26 protein-coding genes are annotated in these 23,116 nt (G+C 72.0%); 10 read left to right on the plus strand and 16 right to left on the minus strand.

Annotated features, from left to right (window positions below):
* Positions 1–63: 63 nt before the first annotated feature.
* Complete coding sequence (locus tag ACBJ32_RS37470; RefSeq protein ID WP_375130763.1) at positions 64–867, plus strand: AzlC family ABC transporter permease; 804 nt, start codon at positions 64–66, stop codon at positions 865–867.
* Positions 868–874: 7 nt separating this feature from the next.
* Entirely contained in the window at positions 875–1,207 is a 333-nt protein-coding gene (locus ACBJ32_RS37475; RefSeq protein WP_375130765.1) for a branched-chain amino acid transporter permease, read from the plus strand.
* 3 nt (positions 1,208–1,210) lie between these two features.
* Here ACBJ32_RS37475 and ACBJ32_RS37480 read toward each other — a convergent pair whose 3' ends face one another.
* Positions 1,211–1,369, minus strand: a complete 159-nt coding sequence (locus tag ACBJ32_RS37480) for a hypothetical protein (protein WP_375130766.1) — start codon at positions 1,367–1,369, stop codon at positions 1,211–1,213.
* Between the two features lie 578 nt (positions 1,370–1,947).
* On the opposite strand from ACBJ32_RS37480, the gene ACBJ32_RS37485 reads away from it, so the two are divergent.
* Together ACBJ32_RS37485 and katG are read left to right on the plus strand one after the other, a co-directional pair.
* On the plus strand, positions 1,948–2,385 hold the full coding sequence (locus ACBJ32_RS37485) for a Fur family transcriptional regulator (RefSeq protein ID WP_375130767.1): 438 nt from the start codon (positions 1,948–1,950) through the stop codon (positions 2,383–2,385).
* Between the two features lie 31 nt (positions 2,386–2,416).
* Positions 2,417–4,651, plus strand: a complete 2,235-nt coding sequence (katG, locus tag ACBJ32_RS37490) for a catalase/peroxidase HPI (protein WP_375130768.1) — start codon at positions 2,417–2,419, stop codon at positions 4,649–4,651.
* A gap of 190 nt (positions 4,652–4,841) precedes the next feature.
* Here katG and ACBJ32_RS37495 read toward each other — a convergent pair whose 3' ends face one another.
* The 3 genes from ACBJ32_RS37495 to ACBJ32_RS37505 are packed head-to-tail and all read right to left on the minus strand — an operon-like array spanning position 4,842 to position 7,862.
* A complete protein-coding gene (locus ACBJ32_RS37495; RefSeq protein ID WP_375130769.1) occupies positions 4,842–6,347 on the minus strand; it encodes a tripartite tricarboxylate transporter permease in 1,506 nt (501 codons plus the stop codon).
* Positions 6,348–6,370: 23 nt separating this feature from the next.
* Complete coding sequence (locus ACBJ32_RS37500) at positions 6,371–6,832, minus strand: tripartite tricarboxylate transporter TctB family protein (RefSeq protein ID WP_375130770.1); 462 nt, start codon at positions 6,830–6,832, stop codon at positions 6,371–6,373.
* 1 nt (position 6,833) lies between these two features.
* Positions 6,834–7,862 (minus strand): tripartite tricarboxylate transporter substrate-binding protein, encoded by a 1,029-nt coding sequence (locus ACBJ32_RS37505; RefSeq protein ID WP_375130771.1) that lies wholly within the window; start codon positions 7,860–7,862, stop codon positions 6,834–6,836.
* A 175-nt stretch (positions 7,863–8,037) separates the two neighbouring features.
* Here ACBJ32_RS37505 and ACBJ32_RS37510 point away from each other — a divergent pair, with 175 nt between their 5' ends.
* Positions 8,038–8,721 (plus strand): response regulator transcription factor, encoded by a 684-nt coding sequence (locus ACBJ32_RS37510; protein ID WP_357874399.1) that lies wholly within the window; start codon positions 8,038–8,040, stop codon positions 8,719–8,721.
* Positions 8,722–8,727: 6 nt separating this feature from the next.
* Positions 8,728–10,122 carry a sensor histidine kinase gene (locus ACBJ32_RS37515; protein ID WP_375130772.1) on the plus strand — a complete coding sequence of 465 codons (1,395 nt, stop codon included), beginning with the start codon at positions 8,728–8,730 and terminating at the stop codon, positions 10,120–10,122.
* Here the strand turns inward: ACBJ32_RS37515 and ACBJ32_RS37520 are convergent.
* The gene (locus ACBJ32_RS37520) at positions 10,119–11,090 is read right to left on the minus strand and encodes a TAXI family TRAP transporter solute-binding subunit (RefSeq protein WP_375130773.1); all 972 of its coding nucleotides are present in this window, start codon (positions 11,088–11,090) and stop codon (positions 10,119–10,121) included. The two genes, ACBJ32_RS37515 and ACBJ32_RS37520, sit on opposite strands and share 4 nt — an antisense overlap.
* 110 nt (positions 11,091–11,200) lie before the next feature.
* Positions 11,201–11,809, minus strand: a complete 609-nt coding sequence (wrbA, locus tag ACBJ32_RS37525) for an NAD(P)H:quinone oxidoreductase (protein ID WP_375130774.1) — start codon at positions 11,807–11,809, stop codon at positions 11,201–11,203.
* Positions 11,810–11,951: 142 nt separating this feature from the next.
* Here wrbA and sigJ point away from each other — a divergent pair, with 142 nt between their 5' ends.
* Positions 11,952–12,854, plus strand: a complete 903-nt coding sequence (gene sigJ, locus ACBJ32_RS37530) for an RNA polymerase sigma factor SigJ (protein WP_375130775.1) — start codon at positions 11,952–11,954, stop codon at positions 12,852–12,854.
* On the opposite strand, the gene ACBJ32_RS37535 is transcribed toward sigJ, so the two are convergent.
* Both ACBJ32_RS37535 and ACBJ32_RS37540 read right to left on the minus strand, forming a co-directional pair.
* Complete coding sequence (locus tag ACBJ32_RS37535; protein WP_375130776.1) at positions 12,817–13,287, minus strand: GNAT family N-acetyltransferase; 471 nt, start codon at positions 13,285–13,287, stop codon at positions 12,817–12,819. The genes sigJ and ACBJ32_RS37535 overlap by 38 nt on opposite strands.
* A 136-nt stretch (positions 13,288–13,423) precedes the next feature.
* A complete protein-coding gene (locus ACBJ32_RS37540; protein ID WP_375130777.1) occupies positions 13,424–14,104 on the minus strand; it encodes a hypothetical protein in 681 nt (226 codons plus the stop codon).
* A 195-nt stretch (positions 14,105–14,299) separates the two neighbouring features.
* Here ACBJ32_RS37540 and ACBJ32_RS37545 point away from each other — a divergent pair, with 195 nt between their 5' ends.
* Positions 14,300–15,844 (plus strand): hypothetical protein, encoded by a 1,545-nt coding sequence (locus tag ACBJ32_RS37545; protein ID WP_375130778.1) that lies wholly within the window; start codon positions 14,300–14,302, stop codon positions 15,842–15,844.
* Here ACBJ32_RS37545 and ACBJ32_RS37550 read toward each other — a convergent pair.
* The 6 genes from ACBJ32_RS37550 to ACBJ32_RS37575 form a co-directional block, all read right to left on the minus strand.
* Positions 15,834–17,024 (minus strand): FHA domain-containing serine/threonine-protein kinase, encoded by a 1,191-nt coding sequence (locus ACBJ32_RS37550; protein WP_375130779.1) that lies wholly within the window; start codon positions 17,022–17,024, stop codon positions 15,834–15,836. The genes ACBJ32_RS37545 and ACBJ32_RS37550 overlap by 11 nt on opposite strands.
* Positions 17,025–18,062, minus strand: coding sequence for a hypothetical protein (locus ACBJ32_RS37555; RefSeq protein ID WP_375130780.1), 1,038 nt, complete (start codon positions 18,060–18,062; stop codon positions 17,025–17,027).
* Positions 18,063–18,083: 21 nt separating this feature from the next.
* Positions 18,084–19,193 carry a protein phosphatase 2C domain-containing protein gene (locus ACBJ32_RS37560; protein WP_375130781.1) on the minus strand — a complete coding sequence of 370 codons (1,110 nt, stop codon included), beginning with the start codon at positions 19,191–19,193 and terminating at the stop codon, positions 18,084–18,086.
* Complete coding sequence (locus tag ACBJ32_RS37565) at positions 19,190–19,891, minus strand: VWA domain-containing protein (protein WP_375130782.1); 702 nt, start codon at positions 19,889–19,891, stop codon at positions 19,190–19,192. Before ACBJ32_RS37565 ends, ACBJ32_RS37560 begins: the two co-directional genes overlap by 4 nt.
* Before the next feature lie 83 nt (positions 19,892–19,974).
* On the minus strand, positions 19,975–20,100 hold the full coding sequence (locus ACBJ32_RS37570) for a hypothetical protein (protein ID WP_375130783.1): 126 nt from the start codon (positions 20,098–20,100) through the stop codon (positions 19,975–19,977).
* Between the two features lie 132 nt (positions 20,101–20,232).
* Positions 20,233–20,880: a TetR/AcrR family transcriptional regulator gene (locus tag ACBJ32_RS37575; RefSeq protein ID WP_375130784.1), complete on the minus strand. Its 648-nt coding sequence runs from the start codon at positions 20,878–20,880 to the stop codon at positions 20,233–20,235.
* Between the two features lie 64 nt (positions 20,881–20,944).
* Between ACBJ32_RS37575 and ACBJ32_RS37580 the strand changes: the two genes are divergently transcribed.
* Complete coding sequence (locus ACBJ32_RS37580) at positions 20,945–21,853, plus strand: oxidoreductase (protein ID WP_375130785.1); 909 nt, start codon at positions 20,945–20,947, stop codon at positions 21,851–21,853.
* Positions 21,854–21,873: 20 nt separating this feature from the next.
* Here ACBJ32_RS37580 and ACBJ32_RS37585 read toward each other — a convergent pair whose 3' ends face one another.
* Together ACBJ32_RS37585 and ACBJ32_RS37590 are read right to left on the minus strand one after the other, a co-directional pair.
* Positions 21,874–22,269, minus strand: coding sequence for a VOC family protein (locus ACBJ32_RS37585; protein ID WP_375130786.1), 396 nt, complete (start codon positions 22,267–22,269; stop codon positions 21,874–21,876).
* A gap of 92 nt (positions 22,270–22,361) precedes the next feature.
* Positions 22,362–22,619: a hypothetical protein gene (locus ACBJ32_RS37590; RefSeq protein WP_375130787.1), complete on the minus strand. Its 258-nt coding sequence runs from the start codon at positions 22,617–22,619 to the stop codon at positions 22,362–22,364.
* A gap of 99 nt (positions 22,620–22,718) precedes the next feature.
* Here ACBJ32_RS37590 and ACBJ32_RS37595 point away from each other — a divergent pair, with 99 nt between their 5' ends.
* Entirely contained in the window at positions 22,719–23,114 is a 396-nt protein-coding gene (locus ACBJ32_RS37595; RefSeq protein ID WP_375130788.1) for a hypothetical protein, read from the plus strand.
* Positions 23,115–23,116: the final 2 nt, after the last annotated feature.

The raw sequence follows: 23,116 nt of genomic DNA on the forward strand, positions 1-23,116 counted from the left end.
TCTGTCCGATTTCCCCTAACGCGTGAAACCATATTATGCGGGATAAGCACTAAAATTACTTTCATGCGAACGCGGGATTTCACGGCGGCTGCGGCCGACACCGCCTCGGTGGGGCTGAGCCTGTTCCCCCTCGGGGTCAGCTTCGGCGTGCTGGTGGCGCACGCCGGGCTGGACTGGTGGTGGGCGACGGTGTTCACCGCCGTGATCTACGCGGGGTCGCTGGAGTTCCTGCTGCTCGGGCTGGTCGCCGCCGCGACGCCCCTGGGGCAGATCGCCGTCACGGCGCTACTGGTGAACATGCGGCACGTCTTCTACGCCCTGTCCTTCCCGCTGCGCCAGGTCCGCCCGCTCGGCCGCCTCTACGCGACCTTCGCGCTCACCGACGAGGCGTACGCGCTGACCGCGGGCGGGCGCGCCCGCGGCTGGAGCGGCGCGCGCATCCTGTGGATGCAGGCGCTGTGCCAGGCCTACTGGGTCGGCGGCGCCACCGCGGGAGCGCTCGCCGGCGCGCTGGTCCCGGTCACCCTGCACGGGCTGGACTTCGCGCTGACCGCCCTGTTCGTGGTGCTGACGATCGACGCCTGGCGGGACCGGCGCGACCTGCCGACGCCGCTGCTGGCCGCGGCGAGCTTCGCCGGCGCCGCGCTCCTGACCCCGGGGCAGCTCCTGCCGGTCGCGATGGGCCTGTTCACGGCCGGCCTGCTCATCCGGTACGCCCTGCGCCACCGCCGCCCGGCCCCGGCCCCGGTCATGGTCCCGGCCCCGGTCACCGCACCCGTCGCTGCCGGCGCCACGGCCACCAGGCCGGCGCCCTCGGCCCCTTCACCCGTACCGGTATCGACCTCGGGCCTGGGCCCGGAGAGGTAGCACCACCGTGCCCACCCCGCTCTACCTGGCCGCCGTCGTGGCCGTCAGCGCCGCGATCACGTGGGGCCTGCGTGCCCTGCCCTTCGCCGTGCTGGGCCCGCTGCGGCGCTCGTCCGTCCTGCAGTTCCTGGCCCTGCAGATGCCGACCGGCATCATGCTGATCCTGGCTCTCTACACCCTGCGCGACCTGCGCCCCACGCCCTGGACCGCCATGGTGCCGGCCGTCCTGGCCCTGGCGGCCGCGGTCGGGCTGCACCTGAAGACCCGCAACGCGGTGATCAGCGTCCTGGGCGCGACCGCCGTGCACGTGGTGCTGTCGACGTTCTGGCACGCCGGCTGACCGCTACGCGCGGTCGAGCTCCCCGCGCGGGAAAGGCGTCCGCTTGCTCTCGCCGACCAGCCGCCCGGCGAACTCCTCGAAGACGAGAGCGGTCGCGGCGTGCCGATCGACGAGCCCGGCGACGGCCTCGGAGAGCTGATCGCGCCGGACGCCGCCCGCCACCCATTCGCGCAGGAACCGGACGTGTTCCCTCCTCTCCCGCGTGCCGCCCGGCAGGTGGTGGCGAAGGAGGTGACTGGTGGTGTAGTACCGGTCGTAGGAGAGGTGATCGTCGAGGAAGCGGGACTCCTCGGCGGACAGCGTGAACCGCGTGCTCAGGGCCAGCCCCAGATCGGCGAAGTAGATCTCGCGGCCGTCGGTGAGCAGATTGAGGAAATGGGCGCCCCTCCGGAGCGGTATCGGGGATCACCCGCCAGTGGCACAGGAGGGGGAACCCGGCGAAGGCGCCGGTCAGCACGCGCGGCTCGGCCGCCGCGACCAGCTCGGCCACCTCCCGGTCGCTCAGCATGGCCAGCGCGGTGGACACGGCGTCGTAGGCGGCCAGGCGAGCCGGGTCGGTGGGCGGCACGAGCTGTCGGCTCCCGGGGGGCGAGGCGGCACGTGCGCTCACTCTCGCACACGTGCGGAGCAGCCGTTTTCTCAAGCTCCGCCGGGCGGACGGTAAAACCCTGACCCGGGACATAACTGGGACTGTTCGTTATCTTGTATCTCTCGTGTTTATGGCGGTAAGTTGTGGCGCCATGACCGCACCCAGGACTCCGACCACCGCCGAGGAGTTGCGCGGCGCCGGCCTGCGGGTGACCGCCGCCCGGGTCGCGTTGCTCGACACCGTCCGGCACGGCGACCACCTCGATGTCGAGGCGATCGCCTCCGGGGTGCGCGAGCGCGTGGGTCATGTCTCCCTGCAAGCCGTGTACGAAGCCCTCCACGCGCTCACCGCGGCGGGTCTCGTGCGCCGGATCGAACCGGCCGGGAGCCCGGCCCGGTACGAGGGGCGCGTGGGGGACAACCACCACCACATCGTGTGCCGGTCGTGCGGCGCGGTCGCCGACGTCGACTGTGCGGTCGGTCATGCCCCGTGCCTGCATGCCGCCGACGACCACGGCTTCGCCATCGACGAGGCCGAGGTCATCTACTGGGGCCGGTGCCCCGATTGCTCCACCAACCGCACTGCGTGAGCTGCTGAACCCAAGTCCTGGAAGGATTCCCATGACCGAGAACCATGACGCGATCGTCACAGACCCGAAGGCAGAGGGCGAAGGCGCCGGCTGCCCGGTCGCGCACACGCGCGCTGCCCACCCGACCCAGGGTGGCGGCAACCGTCAGTGGTGGCCGGAGCGGCTCAACCTGAGGATCCTCGCCAAGAACCCCGCCGTGGCCCGCCCCTACGGCGACGACTTCGACTACCGCGAGGCGTTCCTCAGCCTCGACCTCCCGGCCGTCAAGCGTGACATCGCCGAGGTGCTGACCACCTCCCAGGACTGGTGGCCGGCCGACTTCGGGCACTACGGCCCGCTGATCATCCGGATGGCCTGGCACAGCGCCGGCACGTACCGGATCAGCGACGGCCGCGGCGGCGCCGGCGCCGGCCAGCAGCGCTTCGCGCCGCTCAACAGCTGGCCCGACAACGCCAACCTGGACAAGGCCCGCCGCCTGCTGTGGCCGGTCAAGAAGAAGTACGGCCGCAACCTCTCCTGGGCCGACCTCATGATCCTCGCCGGGAACGTGGCGCTGGAGACGATGGGCTTCGAGACGTTCGGCTTCGCGGGCGGCCGCGAGGACGTCTGGGAGGCCGAGGAGGACGTCTACTGGGGTCCCGAGACCACGTGGCTCGGCGACGAGCGCTACACGGGCGACCGTGAGCTGGAGAAGCCGCTGGGCGCCGTCCAGATGGGCCTCATCTACGTCAACCCGGAGGGCCCGAACGGCAACCCCGACCCGCTCGCCGCGGCCAGGGACATCCGCGAGACGTTCCGCCGGATGGCGATGAACGACGAGGAGACCGTCGCCCTGATCGCGGGCGGTCACACGTTCGGCAAGACCCACGGCGCGGGCCCGTCCGACCACGTCGGCGCCGACCCCGAGGCCGCCACCCTGGCGGAGCAGGGCCTGGGCTGGAGCAACACGTTCGGCACCGGCAAGGGCGGCGACGCGATCACCAGCGGCCTCGAGGGCATCTGGACCAACACCCCGATCACCTGGGACAACAGCTTCTTCGAGATCCTGTACGGGTACGAGTGGGAGCTGTTCCAGAGCCCGGCGGGCGCCAACCAGTGGCGGCCGAAGGACGGCGCCGGGGAGGGCACCGTCCCCGACGCGCACGACCCGTCCAAGCGCCACGCGCCCACGATGCTCACGACCGACCTCTCGCTGCGCGTCGACCCGATCTACGACCAGATCTCGCGCCGCTTCCGCGACAACCCGCAGGAGTTCGCGGACGCGTTCGCCAAGGCCTGGTACAAGCTGACGCACCGCGACATGGGCCCGATCGTGCGCTACCTCGGCCCGGAGGTCCCGTCCGAGGTGCTGCTCTGGCAGGACCCGCTGCCCGCGCGCACGTACGAGCTCATCGACGCCGACGACATCGCCGCGCTCAAGAGCCAGATCCTGGCCTCGGGCCTGCCGGTGTCGCAGCTCGTGTCCACCGCGTGGGCGTCCGCCTCGTCCTACCGCAACAGCGACAAGCGCGGCGGCGCCAACGGCGCCCGCGTCCGCCTGCAGCCGCAGATCGGCTGGGAGGTCAACGACCCCGACCGCCTCGCCACGGCGCTCGGCACCCTCGAGGGCATCCAGAAGGCCTTCAACGGCGCCCAGACCGGCGGCAAGCAGGTCTCGCTGGCCGACCTGATCGTGCTCGCCGGCGGCGCGGCGGTGGAGCAGGCGGCCAAGGACGCCGGCTTCGACATCGAGGTGCCGTTCACGCCGGGCCGCGTGGACGCCACGCAGGAGCAGACGGACGTGGAGTCGTTCGCCGCGCTCGAGCCGACCGCCGACGGCTTCCGCAACTACCTCGGCAAGGGCAACCGCCTGCCGGCCGAGTTCCTGCTGCTGGACAAGGCGAACCTGCTGAACCTGTCCGCGCCCGAGATGACCGTCCTCGTCGGCGGCCTGCGCGTCCTCGGCGCGAACCACCAGCAGACGCAGCACGGCGTCTTCACCACGACCCCCGGCGTCCTGACCAACGACTTCTTCGTCAACCTGCTCGACCTGGGCACGACGTGGAAGGCGACGTCCGAGGACCAGAGCACGTTCGAGGGCCGCGACGCCGACACGGGCGAGCTCAAGTGGACCGGCACCCGGGCCGACCTGGTGTTCGGCTCGAACTCCGAGCTGCGGGCGCTGGCCGAGGTGTACGCGAGCGACGACGCGAAGGAGAAGTTCGTGCGGGACTTCGTCGCGGCGTGGGCCAAGGTCATGAACTCCGACCGGTTCGACCTGGTCTGATCTCGTTCGTCGTAGCGGGTTCGGTCGGGGAACCCGCGTGACGTAGTGCGGAGTCCTGTGCGAGCGGGCGGCGTCATGCCCGCTCGCACAGGACCGCGGCCCCCGCGGACGGGGTGGCCTCGCACGGCATGCGCCCGTGCGCGCGGGATGCCGCCCCCGGCGGACCCGGCTCGCCCGCGCGCGGCCCGGCCTACTCGTCCTCGGAGAAGACGACCTCGCGGCGCCTGCGGATCGCCGGGAGGACGGCGACCACCAGGGCCGCCGCCGTCAGGAGCAGGAGGACGGCGGAGATCGGGCGGGTGAGGAAGACCGTCGCGTCGCCGCGGGAGATGATGAGCGCCCGCCGCAGGTTCTCCTCCAGCAGCGGCCCGAGGACGAACCCGAGCAGCAGGGGCGCGGGCTCGCAGCCGCACTTGATCAGGACGTACCCGAGAAGGCCGAAGAAGACGATCGCGTAGACGTCGAACGCGTTGAACGACAGCGAGTACGTGCCGATCGCCGCGAACAGGATGATCATCGGGAACAGCACCTGGTACGGGATGTGCAGCATGCGCACCCAGATGCCGATCAGCGGCAGGTTCAGCAGCACGAGCAGCACGTTGCCGATCCACATCGACGCGATCAGCCCCCAGAACAGCTCCGGCTCGTCGGTGAGGACGTTCGGGCCCGGGGTGATGCCGTGGACGATGAACGCGCCGACCATCAGCGCCATCACCGGGTGCGCGGGCAGGCCCAGGGTGAGCAGCGGGATGAACGACGTCTGGGCGGCGGCGTTGTTGGCCGACTCGGGGCCGGCGACGCCCTCGATCGCGCCGTGCCCGAACTCCTGCCGCCGCTTGGAGATCCGCTTCTCCACGGCGTAGGAGGTGAACGAGGCCAGCACGTGGCCGCCGCCGGGCAGGACGCCGAGCGCGGCGCCGAGCCCGGTGCCCCGCAGGATGGGACCGACGATCCTGCGCCGGTCCTCGGGGGTCGGCCAGAGGTTCTTCACCCTGCTGACGACCATCGTGCGGGTCCGCTCGTTCTCCAGGTTGCGCAGGATCTCGGCCACCCCGAACATGCCGACGGCGACCGACACGAAGTCGATGCCGCCGTACAGCTCCCGCTGCTCGAAGACGAACCTGGGGGTGCCGGTGTAGATGTCCTGGCCTACGGTGCCGAGCAGGACGCCGAGCCCGATCATGGCCAGGGCCTTGAGCGCCGAGCCGCGGGCCAGCGCGATCGACACGATCAGGCCGAGCAGCACCAGCGAGAAGTAGTCGGCCGCGCCGAACTGCAGCGCGACCCTGGCCAGCGGCGGGGCCGCGACGGCCAGCACGACGGTGGCGATCGTACCGGCGACGAAGGAGCCGACGGCGGCGGTGGCCAGCGCCGCGCCGGCCCTGCCCTGCCGGGCCATCTCGTGGCCGTCGAGTGCGGTGACCGCGGCCGACGACTCGCCGGGCAGGTTGATCAGGATGGCGGTCGTCGAGCCGCCGTACTGGGCGCCGTAGTAGATGCCGGCCAGCATGATCAGCGCCGTCACCGGCTCGAAGCTGAACGTGATCGGCAGCAGCATCGCCACCGTGGCCGTCGGGCCGATGCCGGGCAGCACGCCGACCGCCGTGCCGAGCAGCACTCCCACGAAGCAGTACAGGACGTTCTGGACGAGGAGGGCTGTCGAGAAGCCCAGTGCGAGGTTGTCGAGGAGTTCCATGCCCTCTCAATCCGGATGCGGCGTCAGAAGCCCAGCCACGGGCCCACGAGCGGGATCCGTAGCTGGAGTCCGACGACGAAGATGAGCGTGCCGGCCGCGGTGAGCCCGGCCGCCACCGCCACGGCCATGAGCGGGCGGACGCGCGTGCTGGCCAGCGTCGTGAGCAGGGCGGTCACCGCCGACGCCGGCACGAACCCGAGGCCCCGTACGGTGAAGCCGAAGAACAGCAGCGCGAGCACGATGACGGCGATCGCCCGCCAGGGGACCGGCCCGAACGCGGCCACCTCGCCCGCGACGAGCCCCTTGACGACGATCGCCAGCCCCAGGGCGGCCACGACCGCGCCGGCCAGCAAGGGAAAGGCGCCGGGGCCCATCCGCAGCGGGGTGCCCAGCTCGTAGCCGAGCGACCCCGCCGCGAACGCGCCACCGATCAGGACGAAGACGGCTCCGGCGAGGACGTCAGGGAAGGATCGGCGGTGCTTCACCTCAGGAGGCCTTGACCCCGGCGTCGGCGATCACCTTGCCCCAGGTGCCGATCTGCTCCTGGAGCTTGGTCCGGTGCGCCTCGGCAGTGGCGTCCTCGGCCGGGACCGGCGCGGTGCCGAGCTTGGCCATCTGGTCGATGACCTTCTGGTCGGCCAGCGCCACCTTCAGCGCCTCGGTCAGCTTCTGGACGACCTCCGGCGGCGTGGCCTTCGGGACGTACAGGCCGTGCCAGACGCTGACCTGGAGCTGCGGCAGGCCGGCCTCGGTCGTGGTGGGCAGGTCGGGCAGGCTCTTGACCCGCTCCGGCGTGGTGACCGCGTACGCCTTGACCTCGCCCGCGGTGATCTGGCCGCTGGTGTTGGTCGTCTGGTCGCACATGAAGTCGACCTGGCCGCCGACGAGGTCGGTCAGCGCGGGGCCGGTGCCCTCGTACGGGACCTCCTGCAGCTTGACGCCGGTCGCGGTCTGGAACAGCAGGCCGCACAGGTGGGAGGCGGCGCCGATGCCGGCGTTGGCCAGGGTGACCTTGCTCGCGTTCGCCTTGACGTGGGTGACGAGCTCCTGGAGCGTCTTGGGCGCGAAGTCCTTGCGGGCGACGATCGTCATCGGCACCTCGGTGACGAGCCCGACCGTCTGGAAGTCCTCGAGCGGCTTGTAGTCGAGGTTCTGGTAGAGGGCGGGGGCCGTGGACATGCCGATGTGGTGCATGAGCACGGTGTAGCCGTCGGGATCGGCCCGCGCGACCTCGCCGGCGCCGACCGTGCCGCCGGCGCCTTCGACGTTCTGTACGACGATCTTGCCGCCGAGCTTGGCGGCCATCGGCTCGGCGATCATGCGGGTGACGGTGTCCGTCGGTCCGCCCGCGCTGAACGGCACGACGAACGTGATGTTCTTGTCCGGGTAGCCTCCGCCCGTGGCGCCTCCCGTGGCGGTGGTGCCGCCGTTGCCGGCACAGGCGGCGACGAGCGAAACGACGCCGATCGCGGTGATGATCCGGGTGGAGGCCCGGTACCTGCTGGTCGTTCTCATATGGCGACCTCCTCGTCAGCGCATGCCCGTTGGTCAGTGAGTGCGCGGCCTCAGTCTCGGGTGGCAGGGACGCGGATGGTGTCAGAGAAATCTCAAGGAATGCGCTGGATGTCAGAAGAATCCCAAGAAGTGAAGGGCTAACACAAGCGCCGTCCGCGCCGTACAATCCGCCGGTATGCGGATCACCATCATCGAGGATGACGACCGCGTGGCGCGGGGCCTGGTGACCGTCCTGGCCCAGGCGGGCTTCGAGGTCCACCGCATCGCCACCGCCGCGGAGGCCGTGCGCGCCGCGCCGTCCGATGTGGTGCTCGTCGATCTGGGCCTGCCCGACGGCGACGGTCTCGACGTGATCCGCAAGCTGCGCGACCGGCCGGAGACCGCCGTCATCGCCGTGACCGCGCGCTCGGAGGAGCACGAGCGGGTACGCGGCTTACGCGCCGGCGCCGACGACTACATCGTCAAGCCGTTCGGCGTCCCCGAACTGCTGGCCAGGATCGACGCCGTGCTGCGGCGCACCCGCGTGGCCCGTGCGCTGAGCCACCCGGACGAGCCGCTCGTGCTCGGCCCGATGCGGATCGCCGTCGCCACCCGCGAGGTCTTCGTCGAGGACGCGCCCGTCACGCTGACGCGCAAGGAGTTCGAGCTGCTCCTGCTGCTGGCCCGCCGGGCTCCGAACGTGGTCAGCCGCGACGTCATCCTCGACCAGATCTGGGGCGCCACCTGGGAGTCCTCCAGCCGCACCCTCGACACGCACATCGCGGCGCTGCGGAACAAGCTCGGCCCGTCCGTGCCCATCCGCACGATCCACGGAGTCGGCTATCGGCTCCTGGCCGGCCAGCCGGAGCTGATCGGCTGACGCGCCGTGCGCCGCCGCCTGCTCGTCGTCCTGGTGCCGCTCGCGGTCCTGCTCGTCGCCGCGCTCGGGGCGCCGCACAGCGTCACGCTGGCCGAGCGGGAGATGCAGGAGACGTACGTGGACCGGCTGGGCGACGTCGGCCGGTTCGCGTCGCTGGCCGAGACCGCGCTGTCGACCGGGCGGACCGAGGCCCTCCAGCAGGAGCTGGCACGCTACCACGAGCTGTACGGCATCCCGGCCGCGGTGATCGACACCTCGGGCACGGTGCTGCTCGGGCCGGCCCGCGCGTACCAGGAGGCGGCGCGCGCCGAGCCCGCGCTGCCCCGGATCGTGACCGCGGCGCTGGCCGGGACACGCTCGGAGCCGTCGGGCGAATGGGCGCCGTGGGACGGCTCCGCGCTCGTCGTCGCGGAGCCCGTGGGCCGGGACAGCGAGGTCGTCGGCGCCGTCGTGACCATCTCCGACCTGTCCAAGACCCGCTCGCGCGTCCTGCTGCAGTGGGCCCAGCTCGCCGCGCTCGGGCTGCTGCCGCTGATCGCGCTGATCGCCGTCGCCTGGCCGGTGTCGGCGTGGGTGCTGCGTCCCGTGCGGGAGCTGGACGCCGCCAGCTCGCGGATCTCGCAGGGCGACCTCACGATCCGGGCGGACGCCGAGGCCGGGCCGGTCGAGCTGCGGCGGCTCGCCGGGTCGTTCAACACGATGATGGACGCGGTGGAGAACGCCGTGCAGCGGCAGCGGGCGTTCGTCTCCGACGCCTCGCACCAGTTGCGCAACCCCCTGACCAGCCTCCGGCTCGCCGTGGAGAGCATGGAGCCGCACCTGGCAGGGGGCGGGCGGCCGGTGTACGAGGTGGCCGTCGACGAGGTGAAGGCCATGCAGCGGCTGCTGAACTCGCTGCAGGCCAGCGCGCGGATGGAGAGCATACGGACGGCCTCGCCGGTCGAGCTGGACGCGGTGCTGGCCACCCGGGTGGATCGGTGGCGGGCGCTGACGGCGACGTCGGGGCGGACGCTGGCGGTGGACGTGCCGCCCGGGTTGCGGCTGCTGGAGCCCACCGGTGGGCTCGGCAGCATCCTGGACGAGCTGGTCAGCAACGCCCTGCGGCTGTCGGAGGCACAGGTGGTGGAGGTGACCGCCCGGACCGGTGGGGACGTGGTGACGATCGCCGTCCGTGACGACGGGCAGGGACTCGACGCCTCCGAGCGGGCCCAGGCGCTCCGGCGGTTCTGGCGGTCGCCGCGGCACCAGAACGTGCCCGGGACGGGGCTGGGGCTGGCGATCTGCGCCGACCTGGTCGGGGCGGCCGGGGGCGAGCTGCTGCTGGAGGAGGGGCTGCCGCGTCCGGACGGGTCGGGGCACGGGTTCGCCGCGGTGGTCGCGCTGCCGATCGTCCGGGACTAGTGCTTGCGGGCACGGAACCAGGCGGCCGCGCCCGGGTGCAGCGGGATGGACGCGGTGGCGATCCCCGTACGCACGTTGATCTGCCACACCTCCGGAACGGCGTCGGGCACGGCTCCGGCGCCGTCACGGGAGGCGGAGGTGATCGTGCCGGTGTGCGTGAAGATCGTGTCGGTGATGGCGTACACCAGGTCGTCGGGCAGGTCGTTGCGGGCGAGCAGCACGTTCGGCACGGCGACCGTACGGGTGGCCGGGACCCCGGCGTAGGCGGTCGCGGGGATCATGGCCGGGGTGTAGGGCCCGGGGAACGCGGTGAAGAGCTCGCCCGCCTGCTCCTCCAGCGGGATCAGCCGGACCGGGTGCCGCTGGGCCAGCTCGGTGATGGCCGGTGTCGGGACGCCGGTCAGGGAGAACATCGCGTCGATCCCGCCGTCGCGCAGCGCCGCCGCCGACTCGGCCTGGCTGAGGTAACGCCCGTCGGCCCGCACCCGGCCGAGCCGCAGCACCCGCAGCGCGGTGAACTCGGTGCCCGAGTCGCGGGCGCCGAGGGACACGCGCCTGTCCCTCAGGTCGCCGAACTCGGCGATCGCCGAGCCGGCCATGACCACGAGGTGCAGGTGGCTGTCGTACAGCCGGCAGACCGCCGAGAGCCCCTCGGGGGCGCTGCCGTCCGCCGTGATCAGCGCGTCCAGGCTCGTCAGCCCGAGCTGCACCTCGCCGGCCCGCAACATCCGGATGTTGTCGGTGGACGCCCTGCTCGGCACGGTCGTCACCGTGGCGCCCGGCACCTGCTCGGAGATGTGCTCCGCCAGCGAGCCGCCGATGCGCCGGTACACCGCCCCCGCCGGCCCGGTGGCCAGCCGTAACCGGACCCGATCGGCCTCGGGCCGCCGGGAGCAGCCGGCCAGCAGCCCGCCGGCGGCCAGGAGCACCGCCCGCCGGCTGAGGCGCGGCTCCGGGTTCAGCTCCATGCCGAGATGATACGGACGGCGCGACCGTCACAGGCGCCTTCGACGCCGCGCCACGACAGGTGGTCCGGCGGCAACGGCGGCGGCCGGGCAGGCCGTCGCGCGCGACCGTCTCAGGCGGCGCGGCCCGCCTTGAACGCGGCGGCGGTGTCCACGACGCGGCGGGCCTGGTAGCGGGCCCCCTGCAGCGCGACCTCGCTGGGCGGGCCGTCGCCGGCCACGTGCGAGGTGCCGTACGGGTTGCCCGTCTGGAACTGGATCGGGTCGGTGTAGCCGGGAGGCACGATGATGCCGCCCCAGTGGTAGAACGTGTTCGCCAGCGCCAGGATGGTGGACTCCTGCCCGCCGTGGGCGGTGTTGGAGGCGGTGAAGGCCGAGTACACCTTGTCCGCGAGCTTGCCCTGGAACCACAGGCTGCCGACGCTCTCCATGAACACCCTGAGCGGGCTGGCCGGGTTGCCGAAGCGGGTGGGCGTGCCGAACAGCACCGCGTCGGCCCAAGCCAGGTCGTCCGCGCCGGCCACGGCGACGCCGGCGGTGTCCCTGACGTGCTGGGCCCACTCCGGCCTGGAGTCGATCACCTCCTGCGGGGCAGGCTCGGCGACCTTGCGCAGCCGCACGTCGGCGCCGGCCTTCTCCGCGCCCTCGGCGGCGGCCTGCGCCAGGGCGTGCACGGTGCCCGTGGCACTGTAATAGATAATCGCGACGTTGACGGGTTCCATGATCGATCCCTTCTCGGCGTTCGGTTCGCCGGTACGACGACGCAGCCGCGCGCGATGTGAGGCGACGAGCCGACCTCACAGTCCGGGCCGGTGTCTCGTCGAAGTGGATGAAGGCACAACGACCGAAGGAGCCGGCGACACGATGGGCACCCGACCCGATCCCGAGCTGAGCCTGATCATGAGCGAGCGGCGGCACCTGATCAACCTCGCCTACCGGCTGCTCGGCTCCCTGGCCGACGCCGAGGACGTGGTGCAGGAGACCTACGCCCGCTGGTACGCCATGTCCCGGCAGCAGCAGGAGGCCATCGACTCGCCCGCCGCCTGGCTGACGAGGGTCGCCGGCCGCATCTGCCTCGACCTGCTCCGCTCGGCCCGCGCCCGGCGCGAGCGCTACGTGGGCGAGTGGATCCCCGAGCCGCTGCCCGAGCGTACGGAGTGGCCGGACGGGCAGCCGGGCGACCCCGCCGACCGCGTCACGCTCGACGAGTCGATCAACATGGCCTTCCTCGTCGTGCTCGAGTCCATGACCCCGGCGGAACGCGTCGCGTTCATCCTGCACGACGTGTTCCGCTACCCGTTCGCCGAGGTGGCGGCGGTCGTCGGCCGCACCCCGGCGGCCTGCCGCCAGCTCGCCACCTCGGCCCGCCGCCGCATCCGCGACTCACGCGTCCCGGCGGCGCCGTCCTCCCAGCAGGCCGGCGTCGTCAGGGCCTTCAAGCGGGCCTGGGAGGGCAAGGACATCAACGCCCTCATCGCCATCCTCGACCCCGAGGCCACGGCGACCGGCGACGGCGGCGGCCTCGTCACGGCCGCGCTCCACCCCGTCCAGGGCGCCGAGCCGATCGCGCGCTTCTTCGCCGACCGGATGGACGCGCGATCCGGCCTGGAGCTCGTCGAGCGCACCGTGAACGGCCAGCCGGGGCTGGTGGCTCAGCTCGACGGCGTCACCGTGTCGGTGCTGGCGTTCGACATCGCGGGCGACCGCATCAAGCACATCTGGGCGGTGCTCAACCCGGAGAAGCTCCGTCCCTGGACGGGGAGCTGACCGCCCGCACCATGAAGACGTCCACCTCGTCCTCGGACTCGACCGTGAACCCGTGCCGCTCGTACAGCCGGCGCGCCTGGCTGCCCTGCAGCACGTTCAGCCTCACCTCGGCGTTCTCGCGGTCGCAGCGCTCCAGCAGCCGGCCCAGCACGGCGGAGCCGATGCCCCTGCCCTGCAGGCGCGGGTCCAGGAAGAAGTGCTCCAGCCAGTACGAGCCCTGCGCCGGTCGCAGCGCGACGCAGCCGGCGAAGTCCCCGCCCACCTCGATCATCCAGGCGTGGGCCGGCTCGAACGCGTCACGCAGCCGTTGCCGCACGCGGTGCTCGTCGTAGCGGCCCAGCCGTTCGAGATCCGCACGCATCACCAGGGCCCGCAGCTCGGCCACCGGCTCGACGTCCGCCGCCAAAGCGGGACGAAGCTCCCAATCTGCCACGATCGCGATGTTAGCCGTCAACACCCAGCCGGCCACACCGGCCCCGAACCCAACGAAGGCGGGCTCCGCCGGCCGGGCTCGGACGCTGCCGCCTGCCCCACCTGGTCGATCTTGCCCGTGGCCTCGTGGAGCGTCCTCAGCCTGTGACGTTCGCGTCCCGGAAGACGAAGTAGTTCAGGTGGTCCGCCTGCAGATGCCGGTGGAACCGCGCGGCCTTGGCCTGGGCCGTCTTGTCCGCGGTGACGGCGGTGTAGACGACGTACCGCCCGATCGCACCCGACCGGATCCTGCCGTAGACGTACGCGTCGAGCACCTTGTCCCGGCGCCACTTCACGCCCCGCGAGGAGCTCGCCAGGCGCGTGGCCGTCGCCTTGGCGGCCTTGTCGCTGGGGAAGGCCAGGATGACCTGGACCGCGGTGAGATGCCCGCTGTAGGCGGAGTAGGCGAGCTGGACGGCACGCTCGCAGCCGTTCTCTGCCAGCACGCCCTGCCTGTCGACCGGGGCGCAGGAGTCGTACGTCCAGCCGCTCACCCTCCTGGCCTTGAACGCGACACCGCCCATGCGGAAGTTCCAGTCGCCGAACTCGTCGTCGCTGATCGGCGTGTCCCGGCTTGCCTTCTTGCCGGGGCTCGGCCGGGCGGGCTCGGAGGTGGTGGCCGTGGCCGACAGGGCGACGCCGGTGATCGGGGCGGGGCCGTTCAGGTATCGGTGGACGCTGAACGCCAGGCCGCCCGGCAGGAGGACCGCCAGGATCGCCACCAGGGTGGCCACCACACCGGGGTAGTCCCGCGGGGCGGGCTGCCGAGGGTTTCCCATGCCTCGATTGTGCTGTAGTGCATCACCTTGTGCCCCATCTGTCCCAAGAGTGATGCTGAACCATGTTCGCGGACTGTTGTCCGGCCACCATTGATCACGTTTTAATGACGGTGAGTTTAGGCGTCCGCCGCTTCAGGGAGGGAAAGCGTGCGAGCGCTGCACGGTCACGGGTTCAGTGACGGCCTTGGAGTCCAGATGTATGACGAACCGGCACCGGCACCCTCCCCAGCCGCGCGCGCATGGAGCCTGTTACGCCAGGTCGGAACGCTGTTCCGGCGGCGCCTGGTGGTGATCGTCGTGGTGGTCGCCGTCCTGATCTCCACGGTCGTGCTCGTGAACTACACCCAGGGCTGGTGGCCGTGGGGCGGCTGCGACACCGGGAGCGCGGACGTCGTGGACGTCGACGGTGAGTGCGTCGGGCTGATGGACCCGGCCGACGGGACGATGGTGCTGGGCAAGCAGTACCAGCAGATCCTGGAGGCCATCGCGGCGGAGAACCGCCAGGTCGCCCAGGGCAAGGACTACAGCACGATCGCGCTCATGGCCCCGATGGGGGCGGGCCCGCGCGGGCTGGTCGGCGAGCGCGCCCTCCACCAGCTCGAAGGGGCGTTCATCGGCCAGTACCGGGCCAACCGGTCCGAGACGTTCCCCAAGATCCGGCTCCTGCTGGCCAACACGGGGCACGACGGCTCGCAGTGGCGGACGACGGTGCAGGCGGTGCGGAAGAACGCCGCGACGGGCGCGACGGGCAGCCCCGGGCAGATCGTCGCGGTCACCGGGATGGGCCCCAGCCAGCAGGAGAGCATCGACGCCGCACGCGCCCTGGCCAAGGATCCCGGCATCCCGATGGTCGCCGACTTCATCACCGCGGCCGGGTTCAACACCACCGGCGACATCGACGCCGCCGGGCCCATCCCCGGTCTCACCCGTACCGCGGTCAGCACCTCGGCCCAGCTCGCCGCCATCGCCGAGGAGTTCAAGAAGAAGAAGGTCGGCGGGAACGCGGCGCTGATGTGGGCCGACGTGACCCCGCAGGGCACCAAGGACCTGTACGCCCGCTCGCTGAAGGACGCCTTCCTCGACCCGAAACTCGGGCTCAAGCCGTACGTCGACAGGTCAGGGCTCAGCTTCCCCTTCGACCCGCGTGGCGGCCCCTCGCTCCTGCGGACCATCAGCGACACCATCTGCGGGACGAAGACGGACATGATCTTCTACGCCGGCCGTCAGGCGTTCATGCCCACCTTCCTCAAGCTGCTGCGCAGCCGGCCCTGCCGATCCACCCCCATCACCGTCGTCACCGGTGACGACGCCCAGGACCAGGACCCGAGCGACCCGTCGCTGCACGACCCGGAGGCGCCCATCAAGGTGATGTTCGTGCCGCTCGCCGATCCCAACCGGCTCGACCACGAGGACAATCCGCACCGCCAGCTCTACCGGGACTTCCGCAACGAGTTCGTGGCGCCGCACCACGGGGTGACGTTCCCCGCGGGGCATCTCGGCAGCGGGCTGGCGATCCTGGCGTACGACGCGGTGACGGCCGCGGCGACCGCGGTGCAGAAGGCCGCCATCGGCGTGGATCCGTCCCAGCTCAGCCTGCCCTCGGCCGCGGCGGTGCGCGGGCAGCTCTACCTGTTCACCGGCACGAACGTCATCCGCGGCGCCAGCGGCGCCTTCACCCTCGACTCCAAGACCGGGGAACGCGTGAACGTCACCACGCCCACGCCCGTGACTATCCCGTGACCACGACGATCACCGCCAGCGCCACCGCCGTGACGAGGAGCAGCAGCAGCCACCAGCGCGCGGGGTACATCCGGCTGAGCCGTACGCGTTCCAGCTGCCCCGCCGCGGTGAGGCGGAGCACCGCCGTGCCGATCCTGAACCGATCACCCGGCCGCAGGGTCGCGTACAGGACAGGGCGGCCGTCGATGAACGTCCCCAGCCCGCCGCTGTGATCGTGCAGCCGGTACCCCGCGCTCACCTTGCGTACGGTGGCGTGCGCGGGGGCGATCCCCGCCCCGTGGATCACGATGTCGGCCGCGGACCCGCTGCCCAGCGTGGTGGTCTCCTTCAGCGTCCCGATGGTGGCCGGCAGGAGCACCGTACGCGGCATCGTCGCCGCCGTGGTCTCCGACTGGTACCCCACGAGGCGGCCGAGCAGGTCCATGGCGGCCGGCCGCCGCGCCGGGTCCTTGGCCAGGCACTCGGCGATCAGTGAACGCAGCGGCTCGGAGATCACTCTCAGGTCGGGGGTCTCGTTCAGGACGCGGTTGATGATGAAGGCCACGTTGCTCCCCGCGAACAGCGCCTTGCCGGTGGCGGCGAAGTACACCGTCGCCGCCCAGGCGTGCACGTCGACGGGCGGGCCGACTTCGGCGTCGACCCCGCCCACCTGCTCCGGCGCGAGATAGGCCGGGGTCCCCACCGGCGTGGTCATCGCGGCGGTCGCCTCCAGGGCGCGCGCGATGCCGAAGTCCACGACCCGCGGCCCGTCCGGGCCGACGATGACGTTGGCGGGCTTGAGGTCCCGGTGGACGACCCCCGCGCCGTGGATCGCCGCCAGCGCGGTGGCCGTGTAGGTCGCCAGGCGTTCGAGCGCGGATCCCGACAGCGGCCCGTGCGTCTCGACGAGCTCCTGCAGGGACGGGCCTTCCACGTACTCGCTCACGATGTACGGCTGGTCACGGTCGATGGCCGCGTCAATGATCATCGCCGTGTACGCCCTGGGCACCCGCGACGCCATGGCCACCTCGTCCGCGAACCGCCTGCGCGCCTTCGGATCGGCCGCCCCCTGCGCGTGGATCAGCTTGATCGCGACCCGGCCCGCCTCACCCTGCGCGAGGTAGACCGTACCCTGGCCGCCGGCGCCCAGGCGGCCGAGCACCTCGTAGGGCCCGATGCGCCGTGGCTCGCCGGTGTTCATTCAGACTCCCCACGTGACCAGGGCGACGACGGCGATCGCCGCCAGGACGACGATCAGCAGCACGACTCCCCCGTGCCGGGCGCGCGAGCCGTCGCCGACCGCGGACCTCCCCCGCCGCCACGCCTCGCGCAGGTTGGAGTCGGTCTCGACGTAGATGCGCTCGGGAGTGACGAGCCAGCGCCACGACTCGCCCGCCGCCCGCCATCGCTCGACGTCCACCGATGCGGGCGCGCCGTCCACGCACTGCTCGATCAGGCGGCGATGCCGTGACGGCAGGACCCTGGCGAGCGCGGTCTCGTCGAGCGACCACGTCTCGGCGCTCTCCTGGAGGCACCGTACGACGGCCCAGGCGAACTTGTAATAGTCCGATTCGGGGGTGAACGCCCCTTCACGGGGGAGCTTCCACTGCTCGGGATCGGCCTCCGGCAGGGCGCCGCGCCCGCCGACCGGCAGGCAGGAGTCGCAGTCCAGCAGGTACACCGCGGGCGCCGGGTCGATGGTGAAGACGGCGTTGCGCAGTTGCAGGTCGCCCACCACGTAGCCCTGCTCGTGCAGCCACTGCACGGTCGAGAGCAGCCGGCCGAGCACGGCCAGCTTGTACGGCGGCTCGTAGTAGCGCGTGCCGTAGTGGTCGCGCAGGGCGTCCACCCGCTCGGGCGACCGGGTGAGCTCGTCCAGGTGCCGCGGCACCCGCCGGTCGCGCAGCTCGACGAACATCTGCTCGGGAGCGGGCCTGATCAGGATGCCGGTGATCCGGTCCCGCCCGACCGCCGCGATCGGCCAGGCGCAGCGCCGGTCGAGTGCCGCGCGGTCCTGCCGGGGGAGTTCGCGCCGCCAGCGCACCATGGCGAGCAGGGCGTCCTCGTCCAGCCCCGCCAGCGTCTCCTCGTCGTACCGCTTGAACAGGAACCGGCCGGGCACGCCGCCGACCTCGCACGGCTCGAGGCTCCGCGCCTGACCGCCCGGGCGCAGGTAGTAGCCGTCAGCGTCCGCGGAAGGTGTCAGATCCGCCTCTTCGACCACGTCTGGGGGGTTCATGCTGCTGCCGCCGCACTCCTGTCACAGGACGGCCGTGTCGTGACGGCCCGCCCACAACGCCAGAACCGTCCGGTCGTCGTCGTAGGTCGACAGATGGAAGTCCACGTCGCACAGGAAGCTGCGCAGCGCGGGCGGAGAGCTCCACGAGGTGACGAGCCGCTGGGCGAGCACGCTTCCGCCGCCGCCCAGGGCCGTTCCGAACCCGTCGCTGCACAGGACGAGCACATCTCCCGGCCCCCAATCGATCTGCCGTTCCCGCAGCTCGCCGAGGTCCTCCGGCAGGGCGGACGTGACGTTGCCGGGCCGCCCCTCCGGTGGGAAGAGCTCGGTCCACGTCCCGTCATGGAGCCACAGCGCCGGGGAGTCTCCGATGGCGGCGCACGCGGCGATCCCGCGCCTGCCGTCCGCGGGGACCACCCCGATCGTCAGCGTCGTGGCGGGCGGATCCGATGCCCCGGCGCCGTGCCTGCCGGTGCGCCGGTCGCCGAGCCTGGCGGTGGCGCGCATGACCTCCCCCGCGATGGTGGCGAAGGCCGCGTGCCAGCCGAGGCCGGGGGTCAGGGCCAGGTTCGTGGCGGCGCGCACGGCCACCGCGGCCGCGTGTTCGGCGTGCAGGGTGCTGCCCAGCCCGTCGGCCACGGCCGCGATCACCCACCGTCCGTCCGCGCTCAGCCGTACGGCGTAGGCGTCCTGCAGGGGTTCGCCGCGGTAGCGGTGCCGCCGGCCGCGCAGGCTCACGGCGCGGACCGTGGTCTGGGCGAGCATGCCGCCGTCGAGCGCGACGCCAGGGGCGCGCGAGTCCGCACCGCCCGCCAGCAGGACGGGCAGCGGCTGAGGCAACGGGCCGAGCGGCGTCCTGCCGTCGGCCGCGGCGCGGGCCCTGCGCCGCAGCAGCACCTGCCCGAGCAGGACGGCGCCGCCACCCGCGATGCCGGACAGGATCCACCACGGCCAGCCCGGCCCCGTCTCCCCGCTGCCTTGGCGCTGGCCGGGCGTCGCGGTCACGGTCACGACCGGCTCCGGCCCATGGCCCGCGGCCACCAGCTCCCGCTCCGGCGCCGGACCAGGCTGCACTCCCACCGGACCCATCCCGATGACCAGCAGTAACCCCGCCAGCGCCGCCCTGATCATCTCAGCTGCCGCATCCCGTCAGGCCCGCGCAGCACGGCCGTGTTCCTGTTGACGGAGGCGCTGATGCTGTCGGAGACGGCCTGCGCGATGCCGTGCAGCACGGTGGCCGCCCCCGTCGCGACCTCGCCCGCGAACGCCAGCACCTCGCCCCTCAGCGTGGAGGCGACGCGCCGCAGCGTCTCCTCCCGCACCGTCCCGAACCCCAGCGCCACGATGTACGGAGCCGGTTGGAGGCTCGCCAGCCGGTCGCGCGCTGGGCCCCAGATCTCGACGTCCTGATGGGATTTGCCGACGTACGGCTCCCCGTCCGTGATGAAGAAGACCACCGGCGCCCGCACGTCGAACTGCCGTGAGAGCTTCCGGTGATCCTTCTCGATGATTTTCACGAGCTCGCTGAAGACCGCCAGGTAATCCGTCTGCCTGCCCGGCCTCAGCGCCGGCACCCTCATCGCGTCGCACGGCCTGGTCAGCGGAAGCACCAGCTCGACCTTGTCGGAGAACGACACCACGGCCACGTGCGCGGCCTCGCTGACGCCCGGATCGCCCGCCTCCAGCTCGAAGAGCAGCTCGCCCACGCAGTTGGAGAGCACCTCGAACGGGGTGGGCCGTCCGTCGTCGCGGGCGGTGTGCATCGAGTGCGAGACGTCGCAGACGATGTAAAAGGGGAAGGCGCGGGGGCGCCCGTTCGCCGATCTCATCGGCTTTTCATCCTGATGGGGATTGCTGGTCTTGGCAAGGTTGCGAACTGAAGGGGGATTTCAGGGGGTTCGCGCCTTACGTCTCACCGTTCGGCCTCCGGATCGCCAAGGCCGGAACTTCCGTCGCCCCAGCTCGTCGCGGGCCAGGCCTGGGTGGCGACGATCGCGCCGAACGCCGTCGTGATCGCCAGTAACCGGAGCATCGCCACGCAGGCCATGATCGCGCGCCGGCCCATCGCGGTGCTACCCCTGCCAGGTCTCCTCGGAGCAGAGCACCCGGGCGGCCTCGTGCGGCTCGGCGTCGCGAACGTGAAAACTCCCGCCCTCCATGCCGAGGGTCGTCACGATCCCCGAGGCGAGCACCCGACGCCCGTGCACGTCGCGGACGTGCACGGTCCTGCCGGCTGACGACGCCGCGACCCCCGCATGAACTGATCGACGGCGGCCTCCACGAGCCCGTCGAGCAGCTCCGGCACCACCAGGTTGCCGTTGACCAGCGTGGCGATGCCGTGCAGCGTCGCGAACAGCACGATCCCCACGCGCTGCGAGTCACCGGGCTCCAGCACCCCCTGCGCCTGCCCCTGCGCGATGAGATCGTCCATCAGCCCGAACGGCGCGGCGGCGGCCGCCACGAGCCGGTCGGCGCCCTCGCGATGCTTGCCGGTGAACATCAGCTCGAGCAGCGCCGCGTCCTCGGTGGCGAAGCGCAGGTAGGCCGCCGCCATGGCGTGCAGGCGCGGCGCGAACTCCTCGCCGGCGGCGGCCAGCGCCGTACGCAGCTCGGTGTCCAGCCGGGCGAACCCGGCCTCGGCGAGCGCGTCCAGCAGCGCCTGGCGGTCGGCGAAGTGCCGGCGGGGCGCGGCGTGGCTGACGCCGGCCTCGCGGGCCAGCTCGCGCAGCGAGAGCTGGTCGGCGCCACGCTCGCGCAGGCTCCGCTCGGCGACGGCGAGCAGCGTCGCGCGCAGGTTTCCGTGATGGTACGCGGGCACGGCGCCCATCTTACCCAGAATGTTGTCGTTGACAGCATAGTTGTCACTGCCTACATTGTTGGCTATGACAACATTCACCGCCGCCCAGCTCCCCGCCATGAGCGGCCGCACCGTCGTCATCACCGGCGCGAACAGCGGCATCGGCATCGCCGCCGCCCGCGCGCTCGCCGCCAAGGGCGCCCGGGTCGTCCTCGCCGTCCGCGACCCCGCCAGGGGCCACGCCGCCGCCGCGACCATCACCGGCGAAACCGTCGTACAGCGCCTCGACCTCGCCGACCTCTCCTCGATCCGCGCGTTCGCCGAGAACTCCACCGAGCCGATCGACGTACTGATCAACAACGCCGGCGTGATGATCCCGCCGCTCGGCCGTACCGCCGACGGCTTCGAGCTGCAGTTCGGCACCAACCACCTGGGCCATTTCGCCCTCACGAACCTGCTGCTGCCCCGCATCCGGCGGCGCGTGGCCACCGTCTCCTCCAACGGCCACCGGACGGGCACCATCGACTTCGCCGACCTCAACTGGGAACGCCGCCCCTACCGCGCCTTCGCCGCCTACGCCCAGTCGAAGCTGGCGAACCTGCTGTTCACCTCGGAGCTGCAGCGCCGCCTCACCGAGGCCGGCTCACCGGTCCTGGCGACCGCGGCCCACCCCGGCATGGCCGCCACCAACCTCCTCGGCCACCTCGGCCGCGGAGACACCCCGCTGGGCCGGCTCCGCACCACCATCACCGGCCTTCTCTCCCAGAGCGACGACGACGGCGCCCTGCCCACCCTCTACGCCGCCGTGGCGGACATCCCCGGCGCCGCCTACGCCGGCCCGAGCGGATTCCTGGAGGGGCGCGGCGCCCCCAAGCTCGTCGGCCGGTCGAAGGCCGCCCGGGACGGCGCACTCGCCCGCCGCCTGTGGACGGCCTCCGAGGAACTGACCGGCGTCAGCTTCCCGCTGGCGGCGTCCGATGCCACGACCCCGTGACCACTGTCAACCTCGACCACCTAGTCGGACGGTGCCAGGGTGCGCAGGACGCAGAACTCGTTGCCCTCGGGATCGGCCATGACCACCCAGCTCCGGCCGGCGCCCTGGCCCACGTCCACCTTGGCGGCGCCGAGGCCGAGCAGCCTGGCCACCTCGTCGCCGGTACTGCCGTCGATCGGGCTGACGTCGAGGTGGAGCCGGTTCTTCACGGTCTTGCCCTCGGGCACCCGGATGAACACCAGGGTGGGCGGCATCTGGCGGGCCCGGACCTCCTCGACGGTCGGCACCCAGGAGCCGATCTCGACCTTGCCCTCGCTCCGGTCGATCACCTCGAAGCCCAGCACCTCGCACCAGAAGGCCGCGAGCCTCTCCGGATCGTGGCAGTCGACGGACAACTCGGTGAACCTACTGGTCATCGCTCCCCCAGACCTACGGACAAGAGCTCAGCCTACGAGGCCGCGCCACCCGTCCGTGATCGCCCTGACCACCGACCCTCGGAACCGATCCTCTAGTCCGTGGCGGCGGGTTCCGGCGAGACAGCCAGACGCCCTGGCAGCCGTTCCTCGCGCCCGCCCAGCGCCGCGAGGGTCAGGGTCACGGCGACCGATCCGGCCGCCAGCACCGTCATCGCCGCGGCCGGCGACGTCACCTGGGCCACCGCGCCCCGGTCGGTGCTGTACAGGCGGACGGCGGCCGGGGAGGTGCTCGTGGAGGCGTCAGGGGGCCGGTGACCCCGCGGGGGGCGTGTCAGCGGTGCCGTCAGCACGGCGACGGCCCCGTATCAGAGCGACCGTCGATCGTAGAGGACATGAACGGAGCAGCACCTGCCCGCTCAACCGACTCACCGTTGAAGGAGCACACCACCATGTCCGTCACCCTCACCGCCCAGGACCAGCTCACCCTCCGCATCGCCGGCTGGGGCGCCGTCTCCCTCATGTCCGCCGCCGGAGCCGCCACCTCCGCCCACAAGGCCGCCACCGAAGGCTCCATCGCCCTCACCTCCGCCACCGGCCTGACCGGGCACGTCCTGGCCAAGGCCCCCAAGGGCGTCAAGTACGGCAGGACCACCGCCACCCTCGCCGACGTCGTCCTGCCCGCCCTGACCGCCTCCATGACCCTGCTCAAGCAGCAGGCTCCGGAAGAGGCCGACAACTTCCGCCGCACCATCCTGGTCTCCGTCGAAGCCGCTCAGCAGGGACGGCCCGACCCCACCACGACCGAGATGGCCCGCAAGATCACCGAAGCCCTCGACGCCGCCTGATC

It is taken from the genome of Nonomuraea sp. GTA35, from assembly GCF_041950525.1.
GTDB lineage: Bacteria > Actinomycetota > Actinomycetes > Streptosporangiales > Streptosporangiaceae > Nonomuraea.

Coding starts and splice junctions, on each gene's coding strand:
- ACBJ32_RS37470 (WP_375130763.1), top strand. CDS start 64: ATGCGAACGCGGGATTTCACGGCGGCTGCGGCCGACACCGCCTCGGTG.
- ACBJ32_RS37485 (WP_375130767.1), top strand. CDS start 1,948: ATGACCGCACCCAGGACTCCGACCACCGCCGAGGAGTTGCGCGGCGCC.
- katG (WP_375130768.1), top strand. CDS start 2,417: ATGACCGAGAACCATGACGCGATCGTCACAGACCCGAAGGCAGAGGGC.
- ACBJ32_RS37495 (WP_375130769.1), bottom strand. CDS start 6,347: ATGGAACTCCTCGACAACCTCGCACTGGGCTTCTCGACAGCCCTCCTC.
- ACBJ32_RS37505 (WP_375130771.1), bottom strand. CDS start 7,862: ATGAGAACGACCAGCAGGTACCGGGCCTCCACCCGGATCATCACCGCG.
- ACBJ32_RS37510 (WP_357874399.1), top strand. CDS start 8,038: ATGCGGATCACCATCATCGAGGATGACGACCGCGTGGCGCGGGGCCTG.
- ACBJ32_RS37520 (WP_375130773.1), bottom strand. CDS start 11,090: ATGGAGCTGAACCCGGAGCCGCGCCTCAGCCGGCGGGCGGTGCTCCTG.
- wrbA (WP_375130774.1), bottom strand. CDS start 11,809: ATGGAACCCGTCAACGTCGCGATTATCTATTACAGTGCCACGGGCACC.
- sigJ (WP_375130775.1), top strand. CDS start 11,952: ATGGGCACCCGACCCGATCCCGAGCTGAGCCTGATCATGAGCGAGCGG.
- ACBJ32_RS37540 (WP_375130777.1), bottom strand. CDS start 14,104: ATGGGAAACCCTCGGCAGCCCGCCCCGCGGGACTACCCCGGTGTGGTG.
- ACBJ32_RS37545 (WP_375130778.1), top strand. CDS start 14,300: ATGTATGACGAACCGGCACCGGCACCCTCCCCAGCCGCGCGCGCATGG.
- ACBJ32_RS37550 (WP_375130779.1), bottom strand. CDS start 17,024: ATGAACACCGGCGAGCCACGGCGCATCGGGCCCTACGAGGTGCTCGGC.
- ACBJ32_RS37555 (WP_375130780.1), bottom strand. CDS start 18,062: ATGAACCCCCCAGACGTGGTCGAAGAGGCGGATCTGACACCTTCCGCG.
- ACBJ32_RS37560 (WP_375130781.1), bottom strand. CDS start 19,193: ATGATCAGGGCGGCGCTGGCGGGGTTACTGCTGGTCATCGGGATGGGT.
- ACBJ32_RS37565 (WP_375130782.1), bottom strand. CDS start 19,891: ATGAGATCGGCGAACGGGCGCCCCCGCGCCTTCCCCTTTTACATCGTC.
- ACBJ32_RS37580 (WP_375130785.1), top strand. CDS start 20,945: ATGACAACATTCACCGCCGCCCAGCTCCCCGCCATGAGCGGCCGCACC.
- ACBJ32_RS37585 (WP_375130786.1), bottom strand. CDS start 22,269: ATGACCAGTAGGTTCACCGAGTTGTCCGTCGACTGCCACGATCCGGAG.
- ACBJ32_RS37595 (WP_375130788.1), top strand. CDS start 22,719: ATGTCCGTCACCCTCACCGCCCAGGACCAGCTCACCCTCCGCATCGCC.